At 70.6% G+C, this 23,862-nt stretch carries 26 protein-coding genes and 1 tRNA gene; 8 read left to right on the plus strand and 19 right to left on the minus strand.

Going from position 1 to position 23,862, the window contains the following annotated elements; genetic code table 11:
* The first annotated feature begins 12 nt into the window (after positions 1-12).
* Complete coding sequence (locus EAT49_RS10110) at positions 13-255, plus strand: hypothetical protein (protein WP_123642191.1); 243 nt, start codon at positions 13-15, stop codon at positions 253-255.
* A 75-nt stretch (positions 256-330) separates the two neighbouring features.
* On the opposite strand, the gene nusG is transcribed toward EAT49_RS10110, so the two are convergent.
* From nusG to EAT49_RS10170, 12 genes are all read right to left on the minus strand, one after another.
* Positions 331-861, minus strand: a complete 531-nt coding sequence (gene nusG / locus EAT49_RS10115; RefSeq protein WP_123642192.1) for a transcription termination/antitermination protein NusG — start codon at positions 859-861, stop codon at positions 331-333.
* A 133-nt stretch (positions 862-994) separates the two neighbouring features.
* Entirely contained in the window at positions 995-1,285 is a 291-nt protein-coding gene (locus EAT49_RS10120) for a hypothetical protein (protein ID WP_123642193.1), read from the minus strand.
* 111 nt (positions 1,286-1,396) lie between these two features.
* The gene (gene secE, locus EAT49_RS10125) at positions 1,397-1,591 is read right to left on the minus strand and encodes a preprotein translocase subunit SecE (protein WP_123642194.1); all 195 of its coding nucleotides are present in this window, start codon (positions 1,589-1,591) and stop codon (positions 1,397-1,399) included.
* A gap of 54 nt (positions 1,592-1,645) precedes the next feature.
* Positions 1,646-2,539, minus strand: a complete 894-nt coding sequence (locus tag EAT49_RS10130; protein WP_123642195.1) for a hypothetical protein — start codon at positions 2,537-2,539, stop codon at positions 1,646-1,648.
* Positions 2,540-2,598: 59 nt separating this feature from the next.
* A tRNA-Trp gene (locus tag EAT49_RS10135) sits at positions 2,599-2,674 on the minus strand.
* A gap of 87 nt (positions 2,675-2,761) precedes the next feature.
* Entirely contained in the window at positions 2,762-3,943 is a 1,182-nt protein-coding gene (locus tag EAT49_RS10140) for a calcium-binding protein (protein ID WP_185020719.1), read from the minus strand.
* A 222-nt stretch (positions 3,944-4,165) separates the two neighbouring features.
* Positions 4,166-4,816 (minus strand): CatB-related O-acetyltransferase, encoded by a 651-nt coding sequence (locus tag EAT49_RS10145; protein ID WP_123642197.1) that lies wholly within the window; start codon positions 4,814-4,816, stop codon positions 4,166-4,168.
* Positions 4,817-5,017: 201 nt separating this feature from the next.
* The gene (locus EAT49_RS10150) at positions 5,018-6,001 is read right to left on the minus strand and encodes a zinc transporter ZntB (protein WP_123642198.1); all 984 of its coding nucleotides are present in this window, start codon (positions 5,999-6,001) and stop codon (positions 5,018-5,020) included.
* Positions 6,002-6,121: 120 nt separating this feature from the next.
* The gene (gene tuf, locus EAT49_RS10155; RefSeq protein ID WP_123642177.1) at positions 6,122-7,297 is read right to left on the minus strand and encodes an elongation factor Tu; all 1,176 of its coding nucleotides are present in this window, start codon (positions 7,295-7,297) and stop codon (positions 6,122-6,124) included.
* A gap of 146 nt (positions 7,298-7,443) precedes the next feature.
* Positions 7,444-8,580, minus strand: a complete 1,137-nt coding sequence (locus tag EAT49_RS10160) for a M48 family metallopeptidase (protein ID WP_123642199.1) — start codon at positions 8,578-8,580, stop codon at positions 7,444-7,446.
* Entirely contained in the window at positions 8,577-9,989 is a 1,413-nt protein-coding gene (locus EAT49_RS10165) for a DUF898 family protein (protein WP_123642200.1), read from the minus strand. The genes EAT49_RS10160 and EAT49_RS10165 overlap by 4 nt, the downstream gene beginning before the upstream one ends.
* Before the next feature lie 38 nt (positions 9,990-10,027).
* Complete coding sequence (locus tag EAT49_RS10170) at positions 10,028-12,454, minus strand: DNA topoisomerase IV subunit A (RefSeq protein WP_123642201.1); 2,427 nt, start codon at positions 12,452-12,454, stop codon at positions 10,028-10,030.
* Between the two features lie 194 nt (positions 12,455-12,648).
* Here EAT49_RS10170 and EAT49_RS10175 point away from each other — a divergent pair, with 194 nt between their 5' ends.
* The 6 genes from EAT49_RS10175 to EAT49_RS10200 all read left to right on the plus strand — a co-directional run bounded on the left by EAT49_RS10175 (position 12,649) and on the right by EAT49_RS10200 (position 16,997).
* On the plus strand, positions 12,649-13,254 hold the full coding sequence (locus EAT49_RS10175) for an SH3 domain-containing protein (RefSeq protein ID WP_123642202.1): 606 nt from the start codon (positions 12,649-12,651) through the stop codon (positions 13,252-13,254).
* 55 nt (positions 13,255-13,309) lie between these two features.
* A complete protein-coding gene (locus tag EAT49_RS10180; RefSeq protein WP_123642203.1) occupies positions 13,310-14,134 on the plus strand; it encodes an SDR family NAD(P)-dependent oxidoreductase in 825 nt (274 codons plus the stop codon).
* A gap of 291 nt (positions 14,135-14,425) precedes the next feature.
* Positions 14,426-14,623, plus strand: coding sequence for a twin transmembrane helix small protein (locus EAT49_RS10185; protein WP_123642204.1), 198 nt, complete (start codon positions 14,426-14,428; stop codon positions 14,621-14,623).
* 3 nt (positions 14,624-14,626) lie between these two features.
* Complete coding sequence (locus EAT49_RS10190) at positions 14,627-15,199, plus strand: cob(I)yrinic acid a,c-diamide adenosyltransferase (protein ID WP_123642205.1); 573 nt, start codon at positions 14,627-14,629, stop codon at positions 15,197-15,199.
* Positions 15,200-15,312: 113 nt separating this feature from the next.
* A complete protein-coding gene (locus EAT49_RS10195) occupies positions 15,313-16,074 on the plus strand; it encodes an electron transfer flavoprotein subunit beta/FixA family protein (RefSeq protein ID WP_123642206.1) in 762 nt (253 codons plus the stop codon).
* A complete protein-coding gene (locus EAT49_RS10200; protein ID WP_123642207.1) occupies positions 16,071-16,997 on the plus strand; it encodes an electron transfer flavoprotein subunit alpha/FixB family protein in 927 nt (308 codons plus the stop codon). The genes EAT49_RS10195 and EAT49_RS10200 overlap by 4 nt, the downstream gene beginning before the upstream one ends.
* Positions 16,998-17,176: 179 nt before the next feature.
* Here the strand turns inward: EAT49_RS10200 and EAT49_RS10205 are convergent, their stop codons facing one another.
* Complete coding sequence (locus EAT49_RS10205) at positions 17,177-18,046, minus strand: DUF6473 family protein (protein ID WP_185020720.1); 870 nt, start codon at positions 18,044-18,046, stop codon at positions 17,177-17,179.
* Positions 18,047-18,194: 148 nt separating this feature from the next.
* On the opposite strand from EAT49_RS10205, the gene EAT49_RS10210 reads away from it, so the two are divergent.
* On the plus strand, positions 18,195-19,070 hold the full coding sequence (locus EAT49_RS10210) for a 3-hydroxybutyryl-CoA dehydrogenase (protein WP_123642208.1): 876 nt from the start codon (positions 18,195-18,197) through the stop codon (positions 19,068-19,070).
* An 80-nt stretch (positions 19,071-19,150) separates the two neighbouring features.
* Here the strand turns inward: EAT49_RS10210 and EAT49_RS10215 are convergent, their stop codons facing one another.
* The 6 genes from EAT49_RS10215 to EAT49_RS10240 are packed head-to-tail and all read right to left on the minus strand — an operon-like array spanning position 19,151 to position 23,848.
* Entirely contained in the window at positions 19,151-20,044 is an 894-nt protein-coding gene (locus EAT49_RS10215) for a lysophospholipid acyltransferase family protein (protein ID WP_185020721.1), read from the minus strand.
* Positions 20,045-20,097: 53 nt separating this feature from the next.
* Positions 20,098-20,376, minus strand: a complete 279-nt coding sequence (locus EAT49_RS10220; protein WP_123642209.1) for an HPr family phosphocarrier protein — start codon at positions 20,374-20,376, stop codon at positions 20,098-20,100.
* Positions 20,373-20,777: a PTS sugar transporter subunit IIA gene (locus EAT49_RS10225; RefSeq protein ID WP_123642210.1), complete on the minus strand. Its 405-nt coding sequence runs from the start codon at positions 20,775-20,777 to the stop codon at positions 20,373-20,375. Before EAT49_RS10225 ends, EAT49_RS10220 begins: the two co-directional genes overlap by 4 nt.
* Positions 20,774-21,700: an RNase adapter RapZ gene (rapZ, locus tag EAT49_RS10230; protein WP_123642211.1), complete on the minus strand. Its 927-nt coding sequence runs from the start codon at positions 21,698-21,700 to the stop codon at positions 20,774-20,776. The genes EAT49_RS10225 and rapZ overlap by 4 nt, the downstream gene beginning before the upstream one ends.
* Positions 21,697-22,125, minus strand: coding sequence for an HPr kinase/phosphorylase (locus EAT49_RS10235; protein WP_123642212.1), 429 nt, complete (start codon positions 22,123-22,125; stop codon positions 21,697-21,699). The genes rapZ and EAT49_RS10235 overlap by 4 nt, the downstream gene beginning before the upstream one ends.
* Before the next feature lie 7 nt (positions 22,126-22,132).
* Positions 22,133-23,848 carry a sensor histidine kinase gene (locus EAT49_RS10240; RefSeq protein WP_123642213.1) on the minus strand — a complete coding sequence of 572 codons (1,716 nt, stop codon included), beginning with the start codon at positions 23,846-23,848 and terminating at the stop codon, positions 22,133-22,135.
* Positions 23,849-23,862 lie beyond the last annotated feature (14 nt).

Consider the following 23,862-nt stretch of genomic DNA (forward strand, 5'->3'; position numbering starts at 1 on the left):
GAGCCTTTCCCGATGACGATTCAGGACATCCCCCGCCAGGACAGCCGCGCCGACCGGGCCGGACGAAGGGTCCGCCGACTCGGCCTCGTGCTCGGCGGCGGCACCGCGCTCGCCGTCCTCGTGCTGAACGGGGTCGGGGCCGCGGAGTGCCTGTCGGTCGGCGGAACGATCCAGGCGGGCGGCGTCACCGTCACCTGCATCAACGACTACAGCAGCATGAACCGGGTCCCGGCCCTCATCCCCATCGCCGGATGACGTGACCCGGGCGCACGGCCTCCGCAGGCCGGAGATAAGCCGCGCACACCCCGAAGCCGGGGTGCCGCCTGCACCCTACTGCTTCGTCACCTGGGTGAATTCCAGTTCCACCGGCGTGGCGCGGCCGAAGATCGACACCGACACCTTCAGGCGCTGGTTGTCCTCGTCGACTTCCTCGACGGTTCCGTCGAAATCCTCGAACGGTCCGTCGTTCACCTTCACCTTCTCGCCGATCTCGTAATGGATCAGCGTGCGCGGGGTTTCCTCGCCCTCGGCAACGCGGCCGAGGATCGCCTGGACTTCGGCGTCGCGCATCGGCATCGGGCGCCCCTGGGGGCCAAGAAAGCCGGTGACACGGTTGATCGAGTTGATCAGGTGATAGCCCTCGTCGGACATCTCCATGTGCACCAGCACATAGCCCGGCATGAAGCGCCGCTCGGTCGAGACCTTCTTGCCGCGGCGGACCTCGATGACCTCTTCGGTCGGGACCAGCACCTCGTCGATCTGGTCCTCCAGGCCCTGTTCGGCCACCGATGTCCGGATCTGCTCGGCGATCTTCTTCTCGAAGTTCGAGAGAACGCTTACCGAATACCACCGCTTCGCCATGTTTCCTCGACCTTTCCGGGCGTATCCTACCTGGACCCCTCAGACAAAAAACTGGCGCGCAGCTCGATTCGCAGCGCGCCATGTCGGGGGAGTTTGAAGCGTCTAGCGTCCTGCCCCGCCGGTTGCAAGAGGCTCAGGCGCCGCCGTGCCGGTCGGGAGGGCCCATCGGGCGCGACGGCTGCGGCGGGTCCTGCCACCGGTTGGAGGCCATCGGATCATGGGCGCCCGCCTCGGACCACGTCGGCCGGTCCGCGGTGGGCGGCTGCAGGTCCAGCGCCGGACCCCTGAGGAGAAACCGGACCGCGAGGGCGAGCCCGAGGACCAGTGCCGCAGCGGCGGGATGGACGAGAACGATCAGCACGACCGTCAGGAGCGCCAGCCCCGACCCGCGCGGCAGCTTGCTGGAGAAAAGTCCCGAAACCATGATCCTGCCTCGTGTTCGCCACAAGGAAGGAAACGACCGGAACCGGGCCACACGGCGGCCGGCCCACGACAGGGGCGCGGCCACTTCGGGACGATAATGCGGCAGACCCGCCTAGAAGAAGCTCAGGATGCCCTGCAGACCGCTGCGGATGCCCAGATCGACGAAAAAGAAGAAGATCGCCGCGACCGACGCCAGCAGGAACACCATGATCGTGGTCATGGTCACCTCGCGCCGCGTGGGCCACACGACCTTGGAGACCTCGGCACGGACCTGGCTGATGAACTGGGCGGGGTTGGTGCGGGCCATGGACGCTCTCTCTACGCGGCGATGGGCGGCAGATACGGGGCGCGGGCGCGCGATTCAACCCCCTTGCGCGGGGGCGAGCCTCGCCGGTTCGAGGCAGCGCACCTGCGGCATCGCCCGAAGCCTGCGCCATTGCGCGGCATAGAACTCCGCGCCGAGCGCCGTCAGCTCGTCGTCGAAAGGCCGGAACGGCGGGTTGTCGGGGCCTGTCGGATAGAGGCGCCGCGCCTCGCCCGCGGCTTTCGCGCGGGCCCTGCCGCGCGGCGCGGCGAGGGCATGGGCGGCTCCCCGCGCCGAGAGACCCCGATGCAGCGCGGCGTGGTCGAACCAGTCCTCCCGCGCGATCTCCGCCCCCGCCAGCGCATTCGCCGCGGCGACCGCCACCGCGGGATAGTCCTCCTTGCGCCAGACAGTGACGCCCGCCACGCGCGGCGCCGCCAGCAGGCACTCCACCAGCCCGCACCAGTCCACCCCCTCGAGCGGAATGCGCCCGGCGAAGGTCTCGAAACTCTCGCCGTAGCCGCCATAGAGAGATTGCGACCAGGCCGAGGCCAGAAAGCCCGCCGGTTCCCGGATCGTCAGGAACAGCATCAGCGGCAGCGGCGCCACCGCCTCCGACAGCGCCGCGACCCGCGCGCCCGCCTGGGGATAGAGCCGCGCCTCGGGCCGCCCGGCGGTGCCGGACATCTGGCCGAGGATGTTCTCCTCGCTGAGCACCAGCCGCCCGTGCCCCCGTGCCGTGCGCGCCAGCATTTCCGGCGACCAGTCCTTGCGCCGCCCGCCCCGGACGAAGGAGAGGCCCAGGCGGTCCTTCAGCTTCTCCCCCGCCCGCCGCAGCTCCGGCGGCGTGTAGAGCGCCGCGCCCGCCGCGACGAAGGCCTCGCCGCCCCGGCGCAGGCCCTTCTGGAAATGGGTGGAGGCTGTCTTGTGCGCCCCGAGATGCACCGCCACGCACCCGGGCCATCCCTCGGGCCGGGCGGAGGTCTCGTCGATGCGGGAGGCGGAGGGCCTGGCAGGGGCAGAGGGACTCGAACCCCCGACCCTCGGTTTTGGAGACCGATGCTCTACCAACTGAGCTATACCCCTTCAGGCCCCGTGATCCCTATGCACAGCCGGTCGGGCGGTCAAGCGGATAGCGCCGGAAACCCGGCGCGTCCCGCCCTCGCCGCCCGGTCAGAGATCGCCGAACAGGATGAGGTTGTCGGCCAGCTGCGCGAATGTGAGCCCGTCCACATTCAGACCGGTGAAGCGGATGACGTCCGACCCGAAGTCGAGCCCGACGACGGGCGCGACCCCGACCCCGCTCTGGGACACGAACCCGAACTGCTCCACGACCTCCTCGAGCGTGAGCCCGCCGCCCCAGAGGGCCGGATCGAGCGCGAGGCGGTCCACCCCCAGCTCGAAATCGGTGATCTCGTCCCGCCCGTAGAACTTGCGGAAGACGAAGTCGTCGGCCCCGCGTCCGCCGGTCAGGGTATCGTCACCGCCGCCGCCATCGAGCCGGTCCCGGCCGCCGCCTCCGAACAGGATGTCGTCGCCGCCGCCGCCGAACAGCTCGTCGCTGCCGATGTCGCCGAACAGGACGTCACTGCCTGCGCCGCCCAGAAGCCGGTCGTCGTTGCCGCCGCCGGACAGGGTGTCGTTGCCGCCGCCGCCCACGAGAATGTCCTTGCCGCCGCCGCCCATCAGGCTGTCGTCGCCGCCGTTGCCGTTGAGGAAGTCGTTCCCCTGCTGGCCGTTCAGCGTGTCGTCCCCCGCCTGGCCGGCCAGGTTGTCGTCGTTGCCCCCGCCCTCGAGCGTGTCGTCCCCGGCGCCGCCCCGGATGAAATCCCGACCGCCCCCGCCGGACAGGTAGTCGTCGCCGCCCCCGCCGAGCATGATGTCGTTGCCGGCCTCTCCCCAGAGGCTGTCATCGCCGCCGAAGCCGCGGATGAAGTCGTTGCCCTGGCCGAAGCGGGCGACATCGGCGAAGCCGGACAGGTAGACATCGTCCGCGCCCTTGAAGATGCGGGCCCAGACGGCGAAATCGTCGACCTGGCTCGTGGTCCGGATCGCCGCCTCGATCTGTGCCGCCGGCACGCTGATCCCGGAGATGTAGAGCTGTTCGGTATCCGTGGTGAAGCTCTGGATCAGCACCCCGGTCACGGTGCCGCTGGTCGGGTTCAGGGTCAGGTTCGGACCGCCGAAAGCCATGAAGCCCGCGCTGCCCGGGGTCTCGACGACGATGACGTCGGTGTAACGGTCGCCCCGGTAGGTATTGTTGACGTTGTCCAGAAGCTCCGCATCGTCGTCCAGCAGATCGCTGAACCTGAGGGCGGGAATGTTGAAGCTCTGGCGGGCGATCACTCGGGCCATGGTCGGTCTTTCCTTCTTGCGTCCGCGCAGCGCCGTCATGCCGCCCGGGAGGTTTCATCCGGACGGGCGGCCTTCCGGCCATGACCCGGCACGCGGCGAGGTCACGGCCCGCTCCATGACCGCCGACGAGATCGCCGGGGCCCTGCCACCCTCCGGGCAAAAGCCTTGCTTGACGCAGCGGGAAGATCAAGGCGTTTCCGCTGCGGCAGGACGGTCGGCGGGTCAGCCTTCCGCAGCCGCCCGCAACGCGGCGAGGTCGCCGCCGCAGATCGCGGCTTCCGCGGCGAGGATCTGCTCCGGCGGCCAGTCCCACCAGGCGATCTCGAGCAGCGCCGCGATGGTCGCCCCGTCGAACCGGCGTCGCACCACCCGCCCCGGATTGCCCGCGACGACGGAATAGGGCGGCAGGCGGCCGCCCGCGACGGCGCCCGCGCCGACGATGCAGCCCGACCCGATCCGCGCGCCGGGCAGGATCTTCGCGTCGCGCCCGATCCAGACATCATGGCCGATCTCCGTCCCCGGTCCCGGTGCGGGCATCGACGCCCGGTCCGCGCCGAAGCCCGTGAAGATGAAGAACGGGTAAGAGGAGAACCCGTCGCGCCGGTGATTCGCGCCTTCGAGGAATTCCACCCCCTGCGCGATCTGGCAGAACCGGCCGATCGTCAGGCCCTCGGCCTGCATCGGGTGCAGATAGGGCGCGAGCGCCATGGCCCAGTCCTCTGGCGGCACGTCGGCCGAGGCATAGCTGTAGGCGCCGACCTCCCAGCGCGGATGGTCGATGGCGGCGGCCAGGAAGACGGTCCCGGGATGGGCCGTGGCGTCGGGCAGGATCAGCGGATTGCGCGTACCGGACGCGGGCAGCGGAGCAGGCATGGCAGACCTCGCAGGCAGGAGTGGCTTGGAAGAGCGGCTCAGGCTGCGGTCTTGTCCATCGGTCCCTCCATCGGTCGGGCTGGCAAGCCCCGTGCCGCGGCCGGACATCCGCCCGGCCTGCCGTCGCAGGTATACGCCGGTCGGACGCGCCGCGAAACCCTGCGCCGCAACGCCGGGCTCCGGCGGCCCGGCCGCCGGCCCCTACCGCCGCACCCGCAACACCCGCAGCCGCCACATCGCCACGAGCAGCACCAGGAACAGCAGGCCGCAGCCTCCGGTGAACACCCAGAAGGCCGGCTCCCAGCCCTCGCCGGGCATCCCCGCCACGTTGATCCCCATGAGCCCCGTGAGGAAGCTCAGCGGCAGGAACACCGCCGAGACGACCGACAGGATGTAGAGATTGCGGTTGAGCCGCGCATCCGACAGGCCCTGCAACTCGTCCCGGATCACCAGCAGCCGGTCGCGCACGCTTTCCAGCGTCTCCACGAGCCGCCGCATGGCATCCTCCGATTCCGTCAGCTCCAGCAGGTCCTCGCGGGACAGCAGGTCGCTCTCGCGCGGCAGGGTCAGCCGCCCCACCACGTCGCGCTGGGGCACGAGAAAGCGGCGGTAATCCACCAGCGCCGAGCGGATGTCCGTGATGTCCGCGCGCAGGTTCTCGCTGTCGCCCCGGATCAGCCGCTCCTCGAGCGCATCGGTGCGGTCGTCGAGCTCCTCCACCGCCTGCTCGATCCGGTCGGTCAGCCATTCCACCAGCAACGCCACGAATGCACCCGGCCGCGTCGGCCCGTGTCCCGCGCGGTAGAGGTCGGCCATCCGCTCGACCGTCCGCAGCGGACGGCGCGACAGGGTCACGATCTGGCGCGCGTCCACCCAGATCCGCAGCGAGACCATGTCCTCGGGTTCCGCGCCGGGATTTAGGTTCACGCCCCGCAGGTTCAGGAGCAGACCCCCGCCCACATGCATCGCCCGGGGCCGGGTCTCGCCCGCGGTCAGGGCCTCCCGCACCGGTTCCGGCAGATGTCCGAGCCGCGCCTCGATCCAGTCCTCGGCGCGGTGATGATCCGCCTGCAGATGCGCCCAGGCGCACCCCTCCGCCTCGAGCGCGGCCACCACCGCGTCCGCCTCGTGAAGCCAGGCCCCGTCCGAAAGGCGCACGGCGAAATGGATCGGATCGGCATTCATGCCGCCCAGCCTAGCCGCAGGGACCGGGAGCGAAAGCCCCCGGAACGTGAAAGGGCGCCCCCCGCGGAGGGCGCCCCTGACTGTTGCGGGGGGGGGGGTCGGACCCGCCCTGCCCGGTCGTTACTGCAGGATCTTCGAGACCACGCCGGCGCCGACGGTGCGGCCGCCCTCGCGGATGGCGAAGCGCAGGCCGTCCTCCATCGCGATCGGCGCGATCAGCTCCACCTCGAACTTCAGGTTGTCGCCCGGCATCACCATCTCCGTGCCCTCGGGCAGCGTCACCGTGCCGGTCACGTCCGTCGTCCGGAAATAGAACTGCGGCCGGTAGTTCGCGAAGAACGGCGTGTGGCGGCCGCCCTCCTCCTTCGTCAGGATGTAGGCCTCGGCCTCGAACTTCGTGTGCGGCTTCACCGAGCCGGGCTTGCAGAGAACCTGCCCCCGCTCGACGCCCTCACGGTCGATGCCGCGCAGAAGCGCGCCGATGTTGTCGCCCGCCTCGCCGCGATCGAGAAGCTTGCGGAACATCTCCACGCCCGTGCAGGTCGTCTTCTTCGTGTCGCGGATGCCCACGATCTCGATCTCGTCGCCCACGTTGATCACGCCGCGCTCGACCCGGCCCGTCACCACCGTGCCCCGGCCCGAGATCGAGAACACGTCCTCGATCGGCATCAGGAACGGCATGTCGATCGCCCGCTCCGGCGTCGGGATGTACTCGTCCACCGCCGCCATCAGCTTGCGGATCGCTTCCTCGCCGATCGCGGGCTCCGTCCCGTTCATCGCGTGCAGCGCCGAGCCCGGGATCACCGGGATGTCGTCGCCGGGATAGTCGTAGGAGGACAGAAGCTCCCGGATCTCCATCTCGACGAGCTCCAGGAGCTCCGCATCATCGACCTGGTCGACCTTGTTCATGAACACGACCATCGCCGGGATGCCCACCTGGCGGCCCAGCAGGATGTGCTCGCGCGTCTGCGGCATCGGGCCGTCGGCGGCGTTCACCACGAGGATCGCGCCGTCCATCTGCGCGGCACCGGTGATCATGTTCTTCACGTAGTCGGCGTGGCCGGGGCAGTCGACATGGGCGTAGTGGCGCGAGTCGGTCTCGTATTCCACATGCGCCGTCGAGATCGTGATCCCGCGGGCCTTCTCCTCCGGCGCGCCGTCGATCTGGTCGTAGGCGCGGAAGTCGCCGAAATACTTCGTGATCGCCGCCGTCAGCGTCGTCTTGCCGTGGTCCACGTGACCGATCGTGCCGATGTTCACATGCGGCTTGTTGCGGGCGAACTTTTCCTTGGCCATGGGTGGCTCCTTATGGTCGGGTCGGTGGGGTGAAACCCCACCCTACGGATTATGGGTAGGGTGAGGTTTTGCCCCACCACCCGTCATGCAACGCGCGCCCCTGTATTGCCGCGCCAAGGGAAAATCAAGCGCCCGAGGCAAGGCCGTCACTCCGCGCAGATGCCCTGCAACGCCGCCCACTCCTCGTCGGTCAGCAGCGGCTCGAAGGCGGCATCGTCGGGCATCGCCGCGCGCGCCGCGGCGATGCGGTCGCCAATGGCGGGATGCGACAGGAAATGCTGCTCGAAATCCGAAGGTTCCCCCTCCTCCGCCGCCAGCCTCTCGAAGAGCGTGGCGATGGCGTCGGGCGGCAGGTCCGCCCTCAGCAGCAGGTCGTGGGCATAGGCATCCGCCGCCGCCTCCGCCTCGCGGGTGTAATCGGCGGCGATCAGCTGGTTCGTCAGCAAGAGCACCAGCGCCCCCCCGGCGAAATCCCCGAAGAGCAGCCCCAGCACCCCCAGCGAGCCCGCAGAGCGCAGCGCGATCCGCGTGGGGTCGCGCGCCGCCACATGCCCCATCTCGTGGGCAAAGACCGCGGCGACCTCCTCGGGCCGCGCGGCCTCCCGGATCAGCCCGTCGAAGAAGACGACATAGCCCCCCGGCAGGGCGAAGGCGTTGACCATGTCGTCGTCCAGCACCTCCAACGTCAGCGGCACCGGCAGATCGGCGACCGCCGTCAGCCGCGCCCCGATCCGGTCGAGCGCCGCCCGCCCTTCGGGCGCGTCGCAGAGCGCGAGCGGCATGCCCATCTCGTCGGCCAGCGCCGTGCGGATCTGCCCGAAGGTCGCCTCGCCCAGCGCGCGCTCGCCCTCCGGCGGCAGGAACCCGGCGAGCCGGTCCGCCAGCGCCGGCACGAGGAGGAACACGATCAGAAGGACCGAGACCACCGCCGCCACCGCCGCCGCCGAGATCCGCCCCAGCCCCGTGGCGCGCGGCACGCGCGCCAGGGCGGTGGCCCGCGTCGCGATCACCCGCGCGTCCTCCGCCCGGCTGACGATCACCCGCGCCACCGGATCGTCGGCGGAGCGCAGCACCATCTGGTCCCCGCCCGCGAGGTCCGGCAACGCCCGCAGCCGGTCGTAGGCCCAGCGCACGCCCGTGGCCCCGATCACCAGCGCGCGGCCCTCGTCGTCGAGCCGCAGCTCCACCGGCCGGAGCGCCGCGCTCTCCCCGTCGAGCCAGACCGCCGTGGCACGGAACACCGATGGCGCCGCGCCCACGTTGATCCGCGTCCGCGCGCTCACATCGCCCCCCCGATATCGAGCGCCTCGGCGAAACCCTCGGCCTGCAGCGCCGCATCCCTGTCGCGCTGACGCATCGTCCCGAGCGACTCCGCCCCGGTCACCGTCAGCGTCTCGGCGTAATGCCGCCAGACCGGCATGATCAGGAAGACATGACGCAGAACCGACCAGATCAGCGCGACGGCGATGTAAAGCGCGAGCCCCCCGGCCGCGAGCACCGCGGTCGGCAGCTCCCCCGCCTCCTCGAGGCTCATCTCCACCGCCACCAGCGCCATCCCCAGCGCGGCCAGCGGCAGGATCAGCGCAACCAGTGCCGCGATCCCGCCGAAGAGGTAGATGCGCAGCACGCGCCGCGGGTCCGCGCGGGAGACGAGGCCCAGCGGCCCGGCGGTCTTCGCCTCCGTCATCAGCCGCTTGCTCTCCACCGAGTAATGGACGAGCCCGTAGAGGAACCAGGGCACCGTCCCGAGGAGCATCCAGATCATCCCGGGCTCCCCGGTCGCCACCAGCCCCACCGCGAGCGACAGGTACCCGCCCCCCGCCGCATGGACGAAGGCGGGCCAGAGCATCCGCCACTCGCCGCCCTGATGCAGCGCGGTGTCGCCGAAGCGGGTGCGGTCGGTCACGAACTTCTCGAGGCCGAAGGTCATCCGCGGCCAGAGCACACCAAGGGTCAGGATCGTCGCCGCCCAATGCCCCAGCGCGCGGGCGGCATAGCCCCAGGCCCCCGGCTCCAGCCCGAACCGCAGGCCGCGCCAGCGGGTCCGGGCGAGCCTGTAGCGCCGCGCGCGGTAGGTGGCGTAGAACCAGATCGGGATCACGCCGACCAGCGAGAGCAGGAGCGCCGGCGCCGAGCCTTCGAGGAGCGACAGCGACAGGAACATCAGCGCGAGGTTCACCACGCCGATGTAGAAGGCGAGGACCACGACCGCCGTCAGGAACCCCAGCAGCTTCTCCAGGGGCTCGCCGACGTATTCCATCGGCAGGCCGCCCGGTCTGACCGAGGACCAGTACCAGCGCCGGAGCCGGGTCTTCATCCAGAACCGGTAGACGCCGAGGGTCAGCACCGTCAGCGCGCCCGTCCTCAGGGCGAGGCGGAAGAGCGGTGCGCGCGTGGCCACGCAGGCCACGTCGAGCGTGTCGGCATCGGGCGGGGCGACATGCTGCACGGGGTCCGGCGTCGGGGGAGGCGGCGGCGCGCTGTCGCGCGTCGCTCCGCCGGGCCAGGTGGAGGAGCGGGCCTCGGGCGCCGCCCCCTGTCCGTCTGCCCCGGCACCGCCCGCCGAAGCCCCCGCCTCCGCGCCGGTCTCCCCGGGGTCTGCCGGTCCGGGCCTGCCGTCGGCCCCGCCGCCACCCCCGGGCCAGGGAGAGGCGGGCGGCTTGCCGTCGGGCTCCGGACCACCCTCCCGCATCGCGCCGTCAGCCGAAGGCGGGCATCGGCCCGGCGGCCTCAGCCATCGAACCGGTTCTCGCGGGGAAAGCCGCGCGGCGCCATGCGGCCCGACCCCGCCCGCGCCCCGCGCCATTCGTCGAGCTCGGGCGGGGCCACGGTGCGGGTCCGCCCCGCCGGGTCCTGCCACGAGAGCCCTGCGGCATAGCGGAAGGTGGTTGCGTCGCTGAGGCCGCCGTCCTTGTACTTCTGCAGGCGCACGCCCTTGCCCTTGCCCATCTCCGGCAGTTCCGCCACCGGAAAGACCAGCAGCTTGCGGTTCTCGCCCACCACGGCGACATGATCGCCCTCGAGCGCGCGGCACACCTTCGCCACCGCCGGCGCCCTGACGTTCAGCACCTGCTTGCCCGCCCTTGTCTGCGCCAGCATCTCCTCCTCTGCCACGACGAAGCCGTCGCCCGCGCTCGACGCGATGAGCCGCTTGCCCCCCGGCCGATGCGCGAAGAGCGCCACGATCTCCACCTCGTTGGGCATGTCGATCATCAGCCGCACCGGCTCGCCCATCCCGCGCCCGCCGGGAAGCTGGCTCGCCTGCAGCGTGTAGACCCGCCCGTTCGAGCCCAGAAGCAGCAGCCGGTCCGTCGTCTCCGCGTGAAAGCGGTGCCTCGGCCCGTCGCCGTCCTTGTAGCGCAGCTCCCTCTGGGCGGGCAGATGACCGGTCATGGCGCGGATCCAGCCCATCTGGCTGCAGACGATGGTCACCGGCTCGCGGTCGATCATCGCGTCGAGCGGCACCTCCGCCACCTCCTCGGCCTCGGCGAAACCGGTGCGCCGCTGACCGCCCTCGACCTTCGCGCCGAACTTCGCGCGGACCTCGCGCAGCTCCCCGGCGATCCGGCCCCACTGCAGACCCTCGTCCTCCAGAAGGTCGACCAGCTCCGCGCGCTCCTTCATCAGCGCGTCCCTCTCCGCCACGAGCTCCAGCTCCTCGAGCCGCCTGAGGCTGCGCAGGCGCATGTTGAGGATCGCATCGGCCTGCACGTCCGACAGCCCGTTCTCGCGCCCGTCGAACCGCTGCGGCACGCCCTGCGGCGCCTCCTCCGCGATCTCCCCGGGCGCCACCGCCTCGGCATCGGTGACCAGCGCCAGCGCCGCCACGTCGACCCCCTCGAGCGGCGAGGCGTAATCCCCCTCGTCCGTCGCGCGTGCGATCCCGGCCTGGTGCGCCCTCGACCAGTCCTCGTACATCAGCGCCTGTTTCGGCGCGTCGTCGTAGCGGATGATGTCGATCACCCGGTCGAGGTTCAGGAAGGCGGTGATCAGCCCGTCCACCACCTCCAGCCGGTGGTCGATCTTCCGCAGCCGGTGTCGCGCGCGCCGCTGCAGCACGTCCCGCCGGTGGTCGAGAAACGCCCGCAGCACCTCCTTCAGCGAGCAGACCTTGGGCGTGACCCCGTCGATCAGCACGTTGAGATTGAGCGCGAAGCGCACCTCGAGATCCGAGTTGCGATAGAGCATCCCCATCAGCATCTCGGGGTCCACGTTGCGCGACCGCGGCTCCAGCACGATCCGCACGTCGTCCGCGCTCTCGTCCCGCACGTCCGCCAGCAGAGGCACCTTCTTCAGCTGGATCACCTCGGCGAGCTTCTCGATCAGCTTCGACTTCTGCACCTGGTAGGGGATCTCGGTCACGACGATCTGCCACGTCCCCTTGCCGAGGTCCTCCTGCTCCCACCGGCAGCGCAGGCGAAAGCCCCCCCGCCCGGTGCGATAGGCCTCGGCGATGCTCTCCTTCGGCTCCACGATCACGCCGCCCGTGGGGAAATCGGGGCCCGGCACATAGGTCAGCAGCGTCTCGTCCCGCGCGTCGGGCGCCTTGATCAGATGCAGGCAGGCGCCGACCAGCTCGTCGATGTTGTGCGGCGGGATGTTGGTGGCCATCCCCACCGCGATCCCGCTCGAGCCGTTCGCCAGCAGGTTCGGCACCGCGGCGGGCAGCACCACGGGCTCGCGCAGCGTGCCGTCGTAATTGTCCCGGAAATCGACGGCATCCTCGTCGAGCCCGTCGAGCAGCGCCTCGGCGAGCGCCGTCAGCCGCGCCTCGGTGTAGCGCGAGGCCGCCGGGTTGTCCCCGTCGATGTTGCCGAAATTGCCCTGCCCGTCCACGAGCGGATAGCGCACGGCGAAATCCTGCGCGAGCCGCGCCATGGCGTCGTAGATCGCGGCATCCCCGTGGGGGTGGTAATTGCCCATCACGTCGCCCGCGATCTTGGCGGACTTGCGGAAGCCCCCGCCGGGCGACAGCCTGAGCTCCCGCATCGCATAGAGAATCCGCCGATGGACGGGCTTCAGCCCGTCCCGCGCATCGGGCAGCGCGCGGTGCATGATCGTCGAGAGCGCATAGGTCAGATAGCGCTCGCCGATCGCGCGGCGCAGCGGCTCGGCGATGTCGCGGGGGGTGTCGTCCGGATCGGGAATATCCGCCATGCCCCCCGCCTTACACAAGCGGGCCGGGCCGGTCTAGCGGTCCCGGGGCGCCGCGGCACAAGGTCTGGCCCCCCTGCGGAGCCCGAGGAACAACCGCCCGAAAAAGTCGCTTTGGCCCTCAAGAATCGCCGGATCATCTGTTAACGTCAGGGCAGAAATACCGTATCCGGCAGCGATCCTGGGGGGACCGAACCGTGAAACGCTTCATACTGCTGACCTTCGCCCTTCTGGCGTGGACCTTCTGGGAGATGTCCGGAGGCGCCGATTTCGTGCCCGAGACCCGGCCCGGCGCCGACCGGATCGCGGCGACGGTCCCCGCGCCCGACCCCCTGCCCGCCGCGGAGGCGACGGAGCCGGCACCCGCCGTCACCCGCGCGGCGAGCCTGCCGCTGATCTCGCCCCGGCCCGCCTCCCCTGCCGGACCGTCCGGGCCCGCCGGGCCGCAGCCCGCCGGCGTGACCCAGGCCCGGTTCCTGACGCCCCCGGACGGCTCCGCGCCCGGCGATGACGGCGCCGTCCGCTGGACCTCCGCCGCCGACGCGCTCGCAGAGGCCGTGGCGATCGAGACCGCCGTCCGCGCCGCCCAGGCCGCGCCCGCGCCCGCGCCCGAGGGCGTCGTCTCCGTCAACGGCAGCCTCGTGAATGTCCGCACCGGACCCGGGACCGATTTCGAGGTGCTCGCGACCCTGCCCCGCGGCACCGAGGTCGACCTCGTGGAACTCCGCGGCGGCTGGGCGATGATCCGGCTCTCGAGCGGCGAGGAGGGCTGGATGGCGGAGTATCTCCTCGACGGTCTCTGACCGCTCCGGCCACGCCAAGGCTGGACGCCGCCGCGGCCCCTTGCCATGAGGGGCCATGACCCGGACGATCCTGATCACCGGCTGCTCTAGCGGCATCGGCCGCGACGCCGCGCTGAAACTCTCGCGCCTTGGCTGGGGCGTCGTTGCCTCCGCCCGCTCCGCCGCCGACGTGGACCGCCTGCGCGGCGACGGACTGAAGACCGTGCGCCTCGACTACGCCGACGAGGCCAGCATCGCCGAGGGGTTCGAGGAGGCGCTCGGGATCACCGGCGGCCGTCTCGACGCGCTCTTCAACAACGGCGCCCATGCCCTCCCCGGCCCGCTAGAGGACATCCCCTCCGCGGGTCTGCGCGCGCAGCTCGAGGCCAACGTGATCGGCTGGCACGACCTCACGCGCCGCGCCATCCCGGTCATGCGCGCCCAGGGATACGGGCGCATCGTGCAGAATTCCTCGGTTCTGGGCCTCGTCGGCGTGAAATGGCGCGGAGCCTACGTGGCGACGAAATTCGCCATCGAAGGCTACAGCGACGTGCTGCGGCAGGAACTGGCCGGCAGCGGCATCCACGTCATCCTGATCGAGCCCGGGCCCATCGCCACCAAGATGCGCGAGAACGCGATCCGGCAGTTCGAACGCTGGGTCGACTGGGAAAGCTCCGCCCGCGCCGAGGAGTACCGCGCAGGCCTGCTCGAGAAGCTCTACAAGGGCTCCGCCGGCAAGACACAGCACCCCCCCGCCGCCGTGACCCGCGTCCTCGTCCGCGCGCTCGAGGCCCGCCGCCCCGCCGCGCGCTATCCCGTGACGCCGAACACCACCGCGGCCATGGCCCTCCGTCGCCTGCTGCCCGCGCGGCTTCTCGACCGCCTCCTGTCGCGCGCCTGACGCCCGCCTCTCCGGGCGCGCCGCCTTCCGTCCGCGCCCGCCTCCCCGATGCGCAGGCCGGAGGACGGGCGCGCCCCGCCTCCGCCTTTTCTGGCCGGAAATATCCCGGGGGGTGCGGGGAAAGCCCCCGGCTTTCCCCGCAGCAGGGGGGCAGCGCCCCCCTGCCCGTCCCGGCCGCAGGCGGGGACGGGCGCAGGCAGCGCGCCGCAGGCGCTCCACGGGATCGGCCTCCGCCTTGGCACCGCCGCCCCGCCTGCTATGTCGGGCGGGACATGACCGAAGGACCCGCCCATGGCCAGTGATCCGCTCTTTCTCGTCGCCGCCGCCGCCGTGCTCGGCGTGGCGGTGATCCTGCTCATGGGCATCGGCAATTTCGGCAAGGGCGGCGATCCGAAGACCGCCAACAAGCTGATGCGCTGGCGCATCATCGGGCAGGCCGTCGCGGTCGCCCTCATTCTTCTGTTCGTACTCGTCCGCCGGGGAGGCTGAGCCATGGTCGTACTGTCGAGGATCTACACGAGGACCGGCGATGCCGGCGACACCGCGCTCGGCAACGGCGCCCGGGTGGCCAAGCACAGCCTGCGCGTCACCGCCTACGGCACGGTGGACGAGCTCAACGCCACCCTCGGCATGGCCCGCCTCCACGCGACGGGCGAGATCGACGGCCAGCTCTCGGCGATCCAGAACGACCTCTTCGACCTCGGCGCCGATCTCTGCCGCCCCGACATGGACAGGGACGCCGAGGCCGACTACCCGCCGCTGCGCATGGCCGAAAGCCAGACCGCCCGCCTCGAGCGCGAGATCGACGCCATGAACGCCCGCCTCGAACCCCTGCGCAGCTTCGTCCTGCCCGGCGGCTCCGCCCTCGCCAGCCACCTGCATCTCTGCCGCACCGTCTGCCGCCGCGCGGAGCGCAAGACGGTGGAACTCGCCGCGATGGAGCAGGTGAACCCCGCCGCCGTCACCTATCTCAACCGCCTCTCGGACTGGTTCTTCGTCGCCTCCCGCATCGCCAACGACGACGGCCGCGCCGACGTGCTCTGGATCCCCGGCGCCAACCGCTGATCCCGGCGACCACCGCCGGATGAGAGCGCTAACGTGACGATTTTGCCCTGTCCCGCCCCGCGCCTCCGCGCTACCACACCCCGCAAGACAGCAATTCCATGGAGCAAAGCGCGATGAAGGTCCTCGTACCGGTCAAGCGCGTGATCGACTACAACGTGAAGGTCCGGGTCAAGGCCGACGGGTCCGGTGTCGATCTCGCCAACGTCAAGATGTCGATGAACCCCTTCGACGAGATCGCCGTCGAGGAGGCGATCCGCATGAAGGAAGCGGGCACCGCCACCGAGGTCGTGGCCGTCTCCATCGGCGTGAAACAGGCCCAGGAGACCCTGCGCACCGCGCTGGCCATGGGTGCCGACCGCGCGATCCTCGTCACGGCCGCCGAGGACGTGCACCAGGACATCGAACCCCTCGCCGTGGCCAAGATCCTCGCCGCCGTCGCCCGCGAGGAGGAGCCGGGCCTCGTCCTCTGCGGCAAGCAGGCCATCGACAACGACATGAACGCCACCGGCCAGATGCTCGCCGCCCTCCTCGGCTGGTCCCAGGCCACCTTCGCCAGCGAGATCGCCGTCTCGGACGGGCGCGCCACCGTCACCCGCGAGGTCGACGGCGGCCTCCAGACCATCCGGGTCACCCTTCCGGCCATCGTCAGCGTCGACCTGCGCCTGAACGAGCCGCGCTACGCCTCGCTGCCGAACATCATGAAGGCCAAGAAGAAGCCCCTCGAGGAAAAGACCCCCGCCGATTACGGGGTCGACATCACCCCCCGCCTCACCGTGCTGAAGACGGTGGAGCCGCCGACCCGCCAGGCCGGCGAGATGGTCGGCTCGGTGGACGAGCTCGTGGCGAAACTCAAGGAAACCGGAGCCGTGTCATGACCGTCCTGCTGCTCGCCGAGATCACCGACGGCACGCTGAACGCCGATGCCACCGGCAAGGCCCTCTCCGCAGCCGCCGCGCTCGGAGAGGTCCACATCCTCTGCGCCGGCGGCTCCGTCTCCGAGGCCGCCGCGGCGGCCGCGAGGCTCGGCCCCGCGAAGGTCCTCAAGGCCGAGGGCGCCAGCCTCGACCACCGCCTCGCCGAGGCCACGGCCGAGCTGATCGTCTCGCTCGCGGAGGGCTACAGCCACATCTGCGCCCCCGCCACGACCGACGCCAAGAACATCCTGCCCCGCGTCGCGGCCCTGCTCGACGTCATGGTGATCTCCGACATCTCCGGCATCCACGACGCCGAGACCTTCGACCGCCCGATCTACGCCGGCAACGCCGTCCAGACTGTGACCTCCTCCGACGCCACCAAGGTCTTCACCATCCGCACCTCCTCCTTCGAGGCGGCCGCCCCCGGCGCCGAGGCCCCGGTGGAGGAGATCGCCGCCCCCGCCGCCCCGGGCCTCTCGGAATGGGTCGAGGACAAGGTCGCCGCCAGCGACCGGCCCGAGCTGACCTCCGCCGGCATCGTCGTCTCGGGCGGCCGCGGCCTCGGCTCCGAGGAACAGTTCCGGATCATCGAGACCCTCGCCGACAAGCTCGGCGCCGCCGTGGGCGCCTCCCGCGCCGCCGTCGATTCGGGCTATGCCCCGAACGACTGGCAGGTCGGCCAGACCGGCAAGGTCGTCGCCCCCGATCTCTACATCGCCGTGGGCATCTCGGGCGCGATCCAGCACCTGGCGGGCATGAAGGACTCGAAGGTGATCGTGGCGATCAACAAGGACGAGGAGGCGCCGATCTTCCAGGTCGCCGACTACGGCCTCGTCGCCGACCTCTTCGAGGCGATCCCCGAACTCACCGAGAAACTCGGCTGACGGCATCGCGAAGGCCCGGCGGGGCCATCGCCTCCCCCTTGGACGCGCCCCCGGTCCAGCCCGCCCCGCCCCGCTTTTCTGGCCGGAAGTATCCCGGGGGGGTCCTGCGAAAGCCCCGGCTTTCGCAGGTGGGGGGCAGCGCCCCCCGCTTGCGCCGCCCCCCGGGCGGGGCAAGCGCATCAGGCGCGCCGCAGGCGCTCCGCCAGGTCCCCCCGCAGGAGATGCCCGAGCTCCGCCGCCAGCGCCGCCGCCGCCGCCTCGTGGGCGCCGGGGCCGAGCATCATCGCCGCCGCCATGGCCTCCCCGGGGGCGTGGACCATCCGGTCGCGGCCGCGGGCCCTGATCTCCGGGGTGGGGCAGATCTCGAGGATGCCGCGGACCGCCGGGCGGATCTCCTCCAGCATGGCCCGGGTGACGAAGAGCGGCTCGGCGCCATGGACTTCCTCCGCCGCGCCGGGCGGACGGTCGGCGAACCACAGGACGAGGGGCTGCACCGGCAGCTCCCGGGCGAACTCACGCATCCGGTGCACCCAGACCCGCTGCGCTTCCGCCCGCACCACCTCGAATCGCGCCGCGCAGGTGGCGCGCAGGACCGCCAGCATGTGCCGGGTAAAGGCGAAATCGGCGAAATCCACCTCCGGGTAGAGCTCCCGCAGCCGCGGGGAGGCGCGCACGAACCGGTCGTTGCGGCGCGGGTGCACGCGGTAGAGCCGGTTCGTCAGGTTATGCGCTCCCGTCACCTCGATCACGGTCAGCGCGGCATCGTGGCAGGCCGCCATCACCGCGCTGTCGCCCAGATGCGCGTCGAGCCCCGCGTTGACGATGCCGAAGTTGATGCAGGCCATGCCCGTCCGCTCCGCCACCAGCGCCGGAAACGGCCGCTCGATGAACTTCCCGAAGGTCTCCGTGCCCCCGACGAAGGCCACCTGACCCCGGTCCAGGGCCGACCGGGGTCCGCGGAACCGGAGCCGCGAGATGCCGTAGCTTCCGAGCTGGTAATCCAGCCCGCCCCCTGCCCGCACGCGTCGATCCACCTGTGTCACACTCATGTCCCCTTTCGGACTCGTGTTTGCCGCGGAGGTCTTGCCGCTTCGTTAAAGCGCGGGGTCGAGACAATCTTTAGGGACGTCCCGCTCTTGCGGCGGTGCGGCATTGGCCCCTAAGGTCGCCGCGACAGCGGGCTCCGGGAGAGGCGGCATGCAGATCAGGACCGTGGGCGTGGTGGGCGCCGGGCAGATGGGCAACGGTATCGCCCATGTCTTCGCGCTCGCGGGCTACGACGTGCTCCTGACCGATGTCAGCGCCGAGGCGCTCGACGCCGCCCGCGCCACGATCGAGAAGAACCTCGAGCGACAGGTTTCCCGCGGCAAGGTGAACGGGGACGACCGGGACGCCGCCCTGGCGCGTATCCGCACCACCATGACACTCGCCGATCTCGGCCCGTCCGACCTGATCATCGAGGCCGCCACCGAACGCGAGACCGTCAAGCAGGCGATCTTCGAGGATCTCGGCCCCCATCTCGGGCCCGACACGATCCTCGCGTCGAACACCTCGTCGATCTCCATCACCCGCCTCGCCTCGCGCACCGACCGGCCCGAACGGTTCATGGGCGTCCATTTCATGAACCCCGTGCCGGTGATGCAGCTGGTGGAGCTGATCCGCGGCATCGCGACCTCGCCCGAGACCTATGCCACGCTTCACGAACTCGTCGAGAAGATCGGCAAGACCGCGTCCAGCTCCGAGGATTTCCCCGCCTTCATCGTGAACCGCATCCTGATCCCGATGATCAACGAGGCGATCTACACGCTCTACGAGGGCGTGGGCAACGTGGCCTCCATCGACCGCGCGCTGAAGCTCGGGGCAAACCATCCCATGGGCCCGCTGGAACTGGCGGATTTCATCGGCCTCGACACCTGCCTTGCGATCATGAACGTGCTGCACGACGGGCTTGCCGACACGAAATACCGCCCCTGCCCGCTTCTCGTGAAATACGTCGAGGCGGGCTGGCTCGGCCGCAAGACCCGGCGCGGCTTCTACGACTACACCGGCGACGAACCCGTGCCCACGCGCTGACGCGGTCTGCCCCTCGCCGAGCCGTTAACCATTTTTCCGAGATATTTGATAGGCTTGCTGCGCGTTACATCGTGAAACGCTCAGCCCGCCCCCTGTTTCAGCGCCAGCGTCCGCTCCCTCAGCCAAGCGATGAACTTGCGCGGCTCCTCGCTCCGCGCCATGCATTCCTCCGCCCCGATGGCATGACCGATCACCGGCGCCTGGGGCTTGTCGAAGGCATGGACGATCTCGTGAATGAGCAGCCCCTGCCGCAGCGTCGGAGAAATCCGGTTCGCGATCTGATAGGCCCGGCTGTTCGCCCCGGGAAAGAAGCACGGCACCACCTGCGCCCCCGACCGGCGGATCATCTTGGCGGTGAAGACGTTCCACTCCGCCTCCTCCACCGGCCCAAAGGCGGTGCGCGACGTGGCGACGACGCCGCTCGGAAAGAGCGCGATCAGCCCGCCCTTGCCCAGGTGATCCATCGCCGCCGCGCGCATCTCGATCATCTTCTGCTGCGCGTCGGGCTCGTGCGGAAAGGGCACCGGGATCATGTAGGACGCCGCGCTCTCGTCGAGCCCCGTCAGCAGCGAACGCGTCAGGATCTTGTAGTCGCTCCGCCGCCGCCCGATCAGGTCCGCCAGAACCATCCCGTCCACCAGCCCGTGCGGATGGTTCGCCACCAGCACCACCGGCCCCTCCGACGGGATCCGCTCCAGCTGCTCGGGCGGGGTCTGGATGTCGATGCCCATGATCTTCATCGTCGCGGGCCAGAACGACTGCCCGTAGGCGATGCCCTCGCGCTCGAAGCGGCGGACGCGGCGGATGATCTCCACCTTGCCGGTCATCCATTCGATCGCCTTGATCGTGGTCCGCTTCAGCCCGCTGTCGAAGGTCTCCGAATAGGTCAGCGACCGGCGGTCGTAGACCCTCGGCGCGCGCGGCCCCAGCAGCGCCCCCGGCGCGGCCGTGTTTCGGCTGGTCGCATCAGTCAAACCGGTCGGTCCCCTCGATCCATCCCCCACAGAGGCATCGGTGCGAGGCGCCCTCAATCGCCTTCGCCGAACCGGTCGGCCACCAAGGTCTCGATGGCATCGGCCAGCGATTCCGCCTCCGGTCCGCGGGTCTCGACCTCAATAATGGTTCCCATGGAGGCTGCCAACATCAAAAGCCCCATGATGCTGTCGCCCGACGCCTCCTCCCCGTCCCGGCGGACGATGGCCTCGGCATCATGCGCCTCGACGACCTCGGCGAGCTTGGCGGAAGCCCGCGCATGCAGTCCCTTGATGTTCACGATCCGGAGGCGGCGCAGGATGGTCTGGCTCATGGCGCGCTCACATCGCCGTCGATCACGAGGCTGTCAATATACTTCCGACCCGCGGCGAGGGCCGCGGCCACGGCATCGGGGACGGAGCGGTGGCGCGACTTGGCGAGCTTGATCAGCATCGGCAGGTTGGCCCCGTAGAGGATGCGGCGGTCGCCGACGGAACAGGCGCGCAGCGACAGGTTCGAGGGCGAGCCGCCGAACATGTCGGTGACCACCACCACGCCGCCGCCCGTATCCACAGCATTGGCCGCGGCGCAGATCTCGGACTGCTTCGCCGTGCGGTCGTCGTCGGGCTGGATCGAGATGGCCAGGATGCCCTTCTGCGGACCCACGACATGTTCGACCGCCGAGAGATACTCTCTCGCCAGTCCGCCATGGGCCACGATCACGACTCCGATCATGGAACCGGGGCTCCCCTCTGCCGGTCCTGCGGCACCGCAAGATCCGCGCGCCGCTCCAGCTCCCTGTGCCGAATAGACACCCGCTCTCCCGCCTCCGCAAGCGCCGCCGCCAGATGCTCGGTCAGCGTCACGGAGCGGTGTTGCCCGCCGGTGCAGCCGAAGCCGATGCTCAGATGGCTCTTGCCCTCCTGCCGGAAGGCGGGGAGCAGCGACTGCACCAGGTCGCGCACGCGGTCGAAGAAGGGGCCGTACCGGGGATCGCCGTGCACATGGGAGACGACGCAGGGGTCGAGCCCGCTCAACGGGCGCAGCGCAGCGTCCCAGTGCGGATTCTTCAGGAACCGCGTGTCGAACACCATGTCGAGCCCGCGCGGCAGGCCGCGCCGGTAGGAGAACGAGGTGACCGACACGACGAGGCCCGCGCTCGCGTCGGTGGCGAACCAGCGGCCCACCTCCTCCCGGAGCTGGTGCGGGCTCAGGGGGCCGGTGTCGATCAGCACGTCCGCCCGGGCGCGGATCGGCTGCAGCAGGTCCCGTTCGCGCCGGATCCCGGTCAGCGGCGCCTCGGTCGGGCTGAGCGGATGGCGGCGCCGGGTCTCGGCATAGCGCCGGACCAGCGTGTCCTCGTCCGCATCCAGATAGAGCAGCAGCACGCCGAGGCCGGCATGGCCCGACAGCCCCTCGATCAGCTCCTTCAGCGCATCGACGCTGAAGTCGCGGTTGCGCACGTCGAGGCCCAGCGCAAGAGGCCGGCCGAGGGGCGGCCCCTCCACCACCCTCGGGGCGAGGCTGATCGGCATGTTGTCGATCACCTCGTAGCCCAGATCCTCCAGCGCCTGAATACAGGTCGACCGGCCCGCGCCGGACGGCCCGGTGACGAGCACCAGCCGCGTCTCCTCTCCGGTTTCGGGAACCGATGTCATGCGTGTCGTCCCGCCTTCAGGCACTGCCATACTGCAGCTGCAAAATGGGGGGCGTTTGACCGCAGGATCAAGGGGACCTCTCGTCCGAGAAAGCTTATCGTCCTTTGCGGCGGCAGGCGTTCGGTCTCGGTCTCGCCGAGATCGACCGCCAGCTCCACGGTCGCGCCCGGCGCGGTCGGCGCGCGCAGGATGCCCACGCCGCGCGCCTCGATCAGCCCCCGCGTGGCCGGGGCGGCGGTGGCAAGGAGTCCTTCCGTCGTGGCCTCGAGACGGGTCGTGTCATCGGCCACGAGCGCCGCGCCGCAGGCCATCAGCTGCAGCGCGAGGGCGGACTTTCCGGAGCCGCCGGGCCCAAGAATAACAAGGCCCCGGCCCCCGGTCGCCACGGTCGTCGCGTGGAGCGTGAGGCCGGACCGAGCCGCCATCCCGGCGTCAGACCGGCAGACCCACGACGAAGCGGGCGCCGAGGGGCTCGGACACCGGGTCGGCCTCGGTCGGGCGGATGTTCTCGGCCCAGATGGCGCCGCCGTGGGCCTCCACGATCTGCTTGGAGATCGCGAGGCCGAGACCCGAATTGTTGCCGAAATGGTCTGGCGGCCGCTCGGAGTAGAAGCGTTTGAAAATCTTCGTGAGCGCGCTGTCGGGGATGCCCGGACCGGTGTCCTCGACCACCACGAGCACGCGGTTGTCGCGCTGCCGCACCCAGAGCCGGATCGCGTCGCCGTCCTCGCAGAAGGAAATGGCATTGCTCACGATGTTGACGAAGACCTGCGCCAGCCGGCCCTCGAGCCCCTGGATCATGATCGGGCCGGGCGGCAGATCGGTGATGAAATCGATCCCATTGGTCTCGGCCTCCCGGCCCAGATGCTCCGCGAGACGTCCCAGCATCTGCAGCAGATCGAAGCTCTCCTCCTCCTCCTTGACGAGCTCCGCGTCGAGCCGCGAGGCGTTGGAAATGTCGGAGACCAGCCGGTCGAGCCGGCGCACGTCGTGGTCGATGATGTCGAGGAGCTTCTCGCGCTGGTCCGCGCGCTCGACCCGCCGGAGCGTGCCGACCGCCGATCTGAGCGAGGCGAGCGGGTTCTTGATCTCGTGCGCCACGTCGGCGGCGAACTGCTCGTTCAGTTCGATGCGCCCGTGCAGCGCCGCGACCATTCCACGAAGCGCCCCCGACAGGCGGCCGATCTCGTCCGGTCGCCCCGACAGATCGGGGATCCGGACCTTGCGCGGGGACATCTTCCGGGCGTTCCGGTCGCGGCCGATCTCCGCCGCGGCGGCGAGATCGGCGATGGGGTTGGCGATGGTCGAGGCGAGCATCAGGCTCAGCACGACGGACACCACGACGCCCACGAGGAACATCTGGAGAAGCTGCTCCCGCTCGCCGCGGACGAGGGCGTCGACCTCTCCCGAGGCGGAGGTGAGCACCACCGCGCCGATCGGCGTGCCGCCCTGCAGGATCGGGGCGGCCGCGACGTAGAAGGACCGTCCCTCGGGGTCGGTGAGACCGCGCAGCGTCGGCGTGCCGCCGAGCGCCCTCTGCGCCTCCGCCACGCCGGGATCCGCCGCGTCGCGCACCGGGACGATCTGCTGGCCCGGGGCGAACAGGCCGACGAAGGTATCCCAGACGCCGAACAGCAGGTCCGTCAGGAAGGTCGGTTCGCCCGCCTCCACGGCGGCGGTCGCCGCGACGGAGACGATCAGGGCGCCGTCCGCACCGTGCACCGCGACCCTCGATCCGCTGCTCAGGTCGAGCACGCCGAGAGTGGCCGCGGGATCGAGCCCGCCCGGCCCCAGCGTCATCGCGCCGTCGGGGGGCAGCTGCGCCTCGAATACGCTGGCGATGAGCGCCGCGTTGTTCAGCAGGGCCTGCCCGCGCTGGTTGCCCAGATTGTCGCGGCTGGGATTGAGATAGAGAACGCCCGCGACCATGACGATCAGCGCGAGCAGGTTGAAGGTGATGATCTTGCGCGCCAGCGGCGAGGAGATCAGCCCGCGCAGCCCGCGCGCGCGCCGGGTTTCGCGGAGCGCCATGTCGGCGGCCGCCTCGGGCGCGACCCAGTCGTCGCCCAGCACGACGGCCTCGGTCCCGGCCGCTGCACGGCGGACGGAACCGAGGTCATGGATGTCGATCTTGGGCGCGATGGTCACGCCGATGCCCCGGG

Source organism: Histidinibacterium lentulum, assembly GCF_003789055.1.
Classification (GTDB): domain Bacteria; phylum Pseudomonadota; class Alphaproteobacteria; order Rhodobacterales; family Rhodobacteraceae; genus Oceanicola; species Oceanicola lentulus.

Bases quoted from the DNA above. Each gene is read 5' to 3' on its own strand.
- EAT49_RS10180 (WP_123642203.1), top strand. From the start codon at position 13,310: ATGACCCGGACGATCCTGATCACCGGCTGCTCTAGCGGCATCGGCCGC.
- EAT49_RS10165 (WP_123642200.1), bottom strand. From the start codon at position 9,989: ATGCGGGAGGGTGGTCCGGAGCCCGACGGCAAGCCGCCCGCCTCTCCC.
- nusG (WP_123642192.1), bottom strand. From the start codon at position 861: ATGGCGAAGCGGTGGTATTCGGTAAGCGTTCTCTCGAACTTCGAGAAG.
- tuf (WP_123642177.1), bottom strand. From the start codon at position 7,297: ATGGCCAAGGAAAAGTTCGCCCGCAACAAGCCGCATGTGAACATCGGC.
- EAT49_RS10120 (WP_123642193.1), bottom strand. From the start codon at position 1,285: ATGGTTTCGGGACTTTTCTCCAGCAAGCTGCCGCGCGGGTCGGGGCTG.
- rapZ (WP_123642211.1), bottom strand. From the start codon at position 21,700: ATGACATCGGTTCCCGAAACCGGAGAGGAGACGCGGCTGGTGCTCGTC.
- EAT49_RS10220 (WP_123642209.1), bottom strand. From the start codon at position 20,376: ATGAGCCAGACCATCCTGCGCCGCCTCCGGATCGTGAACATCAAGGGA.
- EAT49_RS10190 (WP_123642205.1), top strand. From the start codon at position 14,627: ATGGTCGTACTGTCGAGGATCTACACGAGGACCGGCGATGCCGGCGAC.
- EAT49_RS10140 (WP_185020719.1), bottom strand. From the start codon at position 3,943: ATGGCCCGAGTGATCGCCCGCCAGAGCTTCAACATTCCCGCCCTCAGG.
- EAT49_RS10195 (WP_123642206.1), top strand. From the start codon at position 15,313: ATGAAGGTCCTCGTACCGGTCAAGCGCGTGATCGACTACAACGTGAAG.
- EAT49_RS10145 (WP_123642197.1), bottom strand. From the start codon at position 4,816: ATGCCTGCTCCGCTGCCCGCGTCCGGTACGCGCAATCCGCTGATCCTG.
- EAT49_RS10235 (WP_123642212.1), bottom strand. From the start codon at position 22,125: ATGGCGGCTCGGTCCGGCCTCACGCTCCACGCGACGACCGTGGCGACC.
- secE (WP_123642194.1), bottom strand. From the start codon at position 1,591: ATGGCCCGCACCAACCCCGCCCAGTTCATCAGCCAGGTCCGTGCCGAG.
- EAT49_RS10110 (WP_123642191.1), top strand. From the start codon at position 13: ATGACGATTCAGGACATCCCCCGCCAGGACAGCCGCGCCGACCGGGCC.
- EAT49_RS10150 (WP_123642198.1), bottom strand. From the start codon at position 6,001: ATGAATGCCGATCCGATCCATTTCGCCGTGCGCCTTTCGGACGGGGCC.
- EAT49_RS10185 (WP_123642204.1), top strand. From the start codon at position 14,426: ATGGCCAGTGATCCGCTCTTTCTCGTCGCCGCCGCCGCCGTGCTCGGC.
- EAT49_RS10200 (WP_123642207.1), top strand. From the start codon at position 16,071: ATGACCGTCCTGCTGCTCGCCGAGATCACCGACGGCACGCTGAACGCC.
- EAT49_RS10205 (WP_185020720.1), bottom strand. From the start codon at position 18,046: ATGAGTGTGACACAGGTGGATCGACGCGTGCGGGCAGGGGGCGGGCTG.
- EAT49_RS10170 (WP_123642201.1), bottom strand. From the start codon at position 12,454: ATGGCGGATATTCCCGATCCGGACGACACCCCCCGCGACATCGCCGAG.
- EAT49_RS10225 (WP_123642210.1), bottom strand. From the start codon at position 20,777: ATGATCGGAGTCGTGATCGTGGCCCATGGCGGACTGGCGAGAGAGTAT.
- EAT49_RS10210 (WP_123642208.1), top strand. From the start codon at position 18,195: ATGCAGATCAGGACCGTGGGCGTGGTGGGCGCCGGGCAGATGGGCAAC.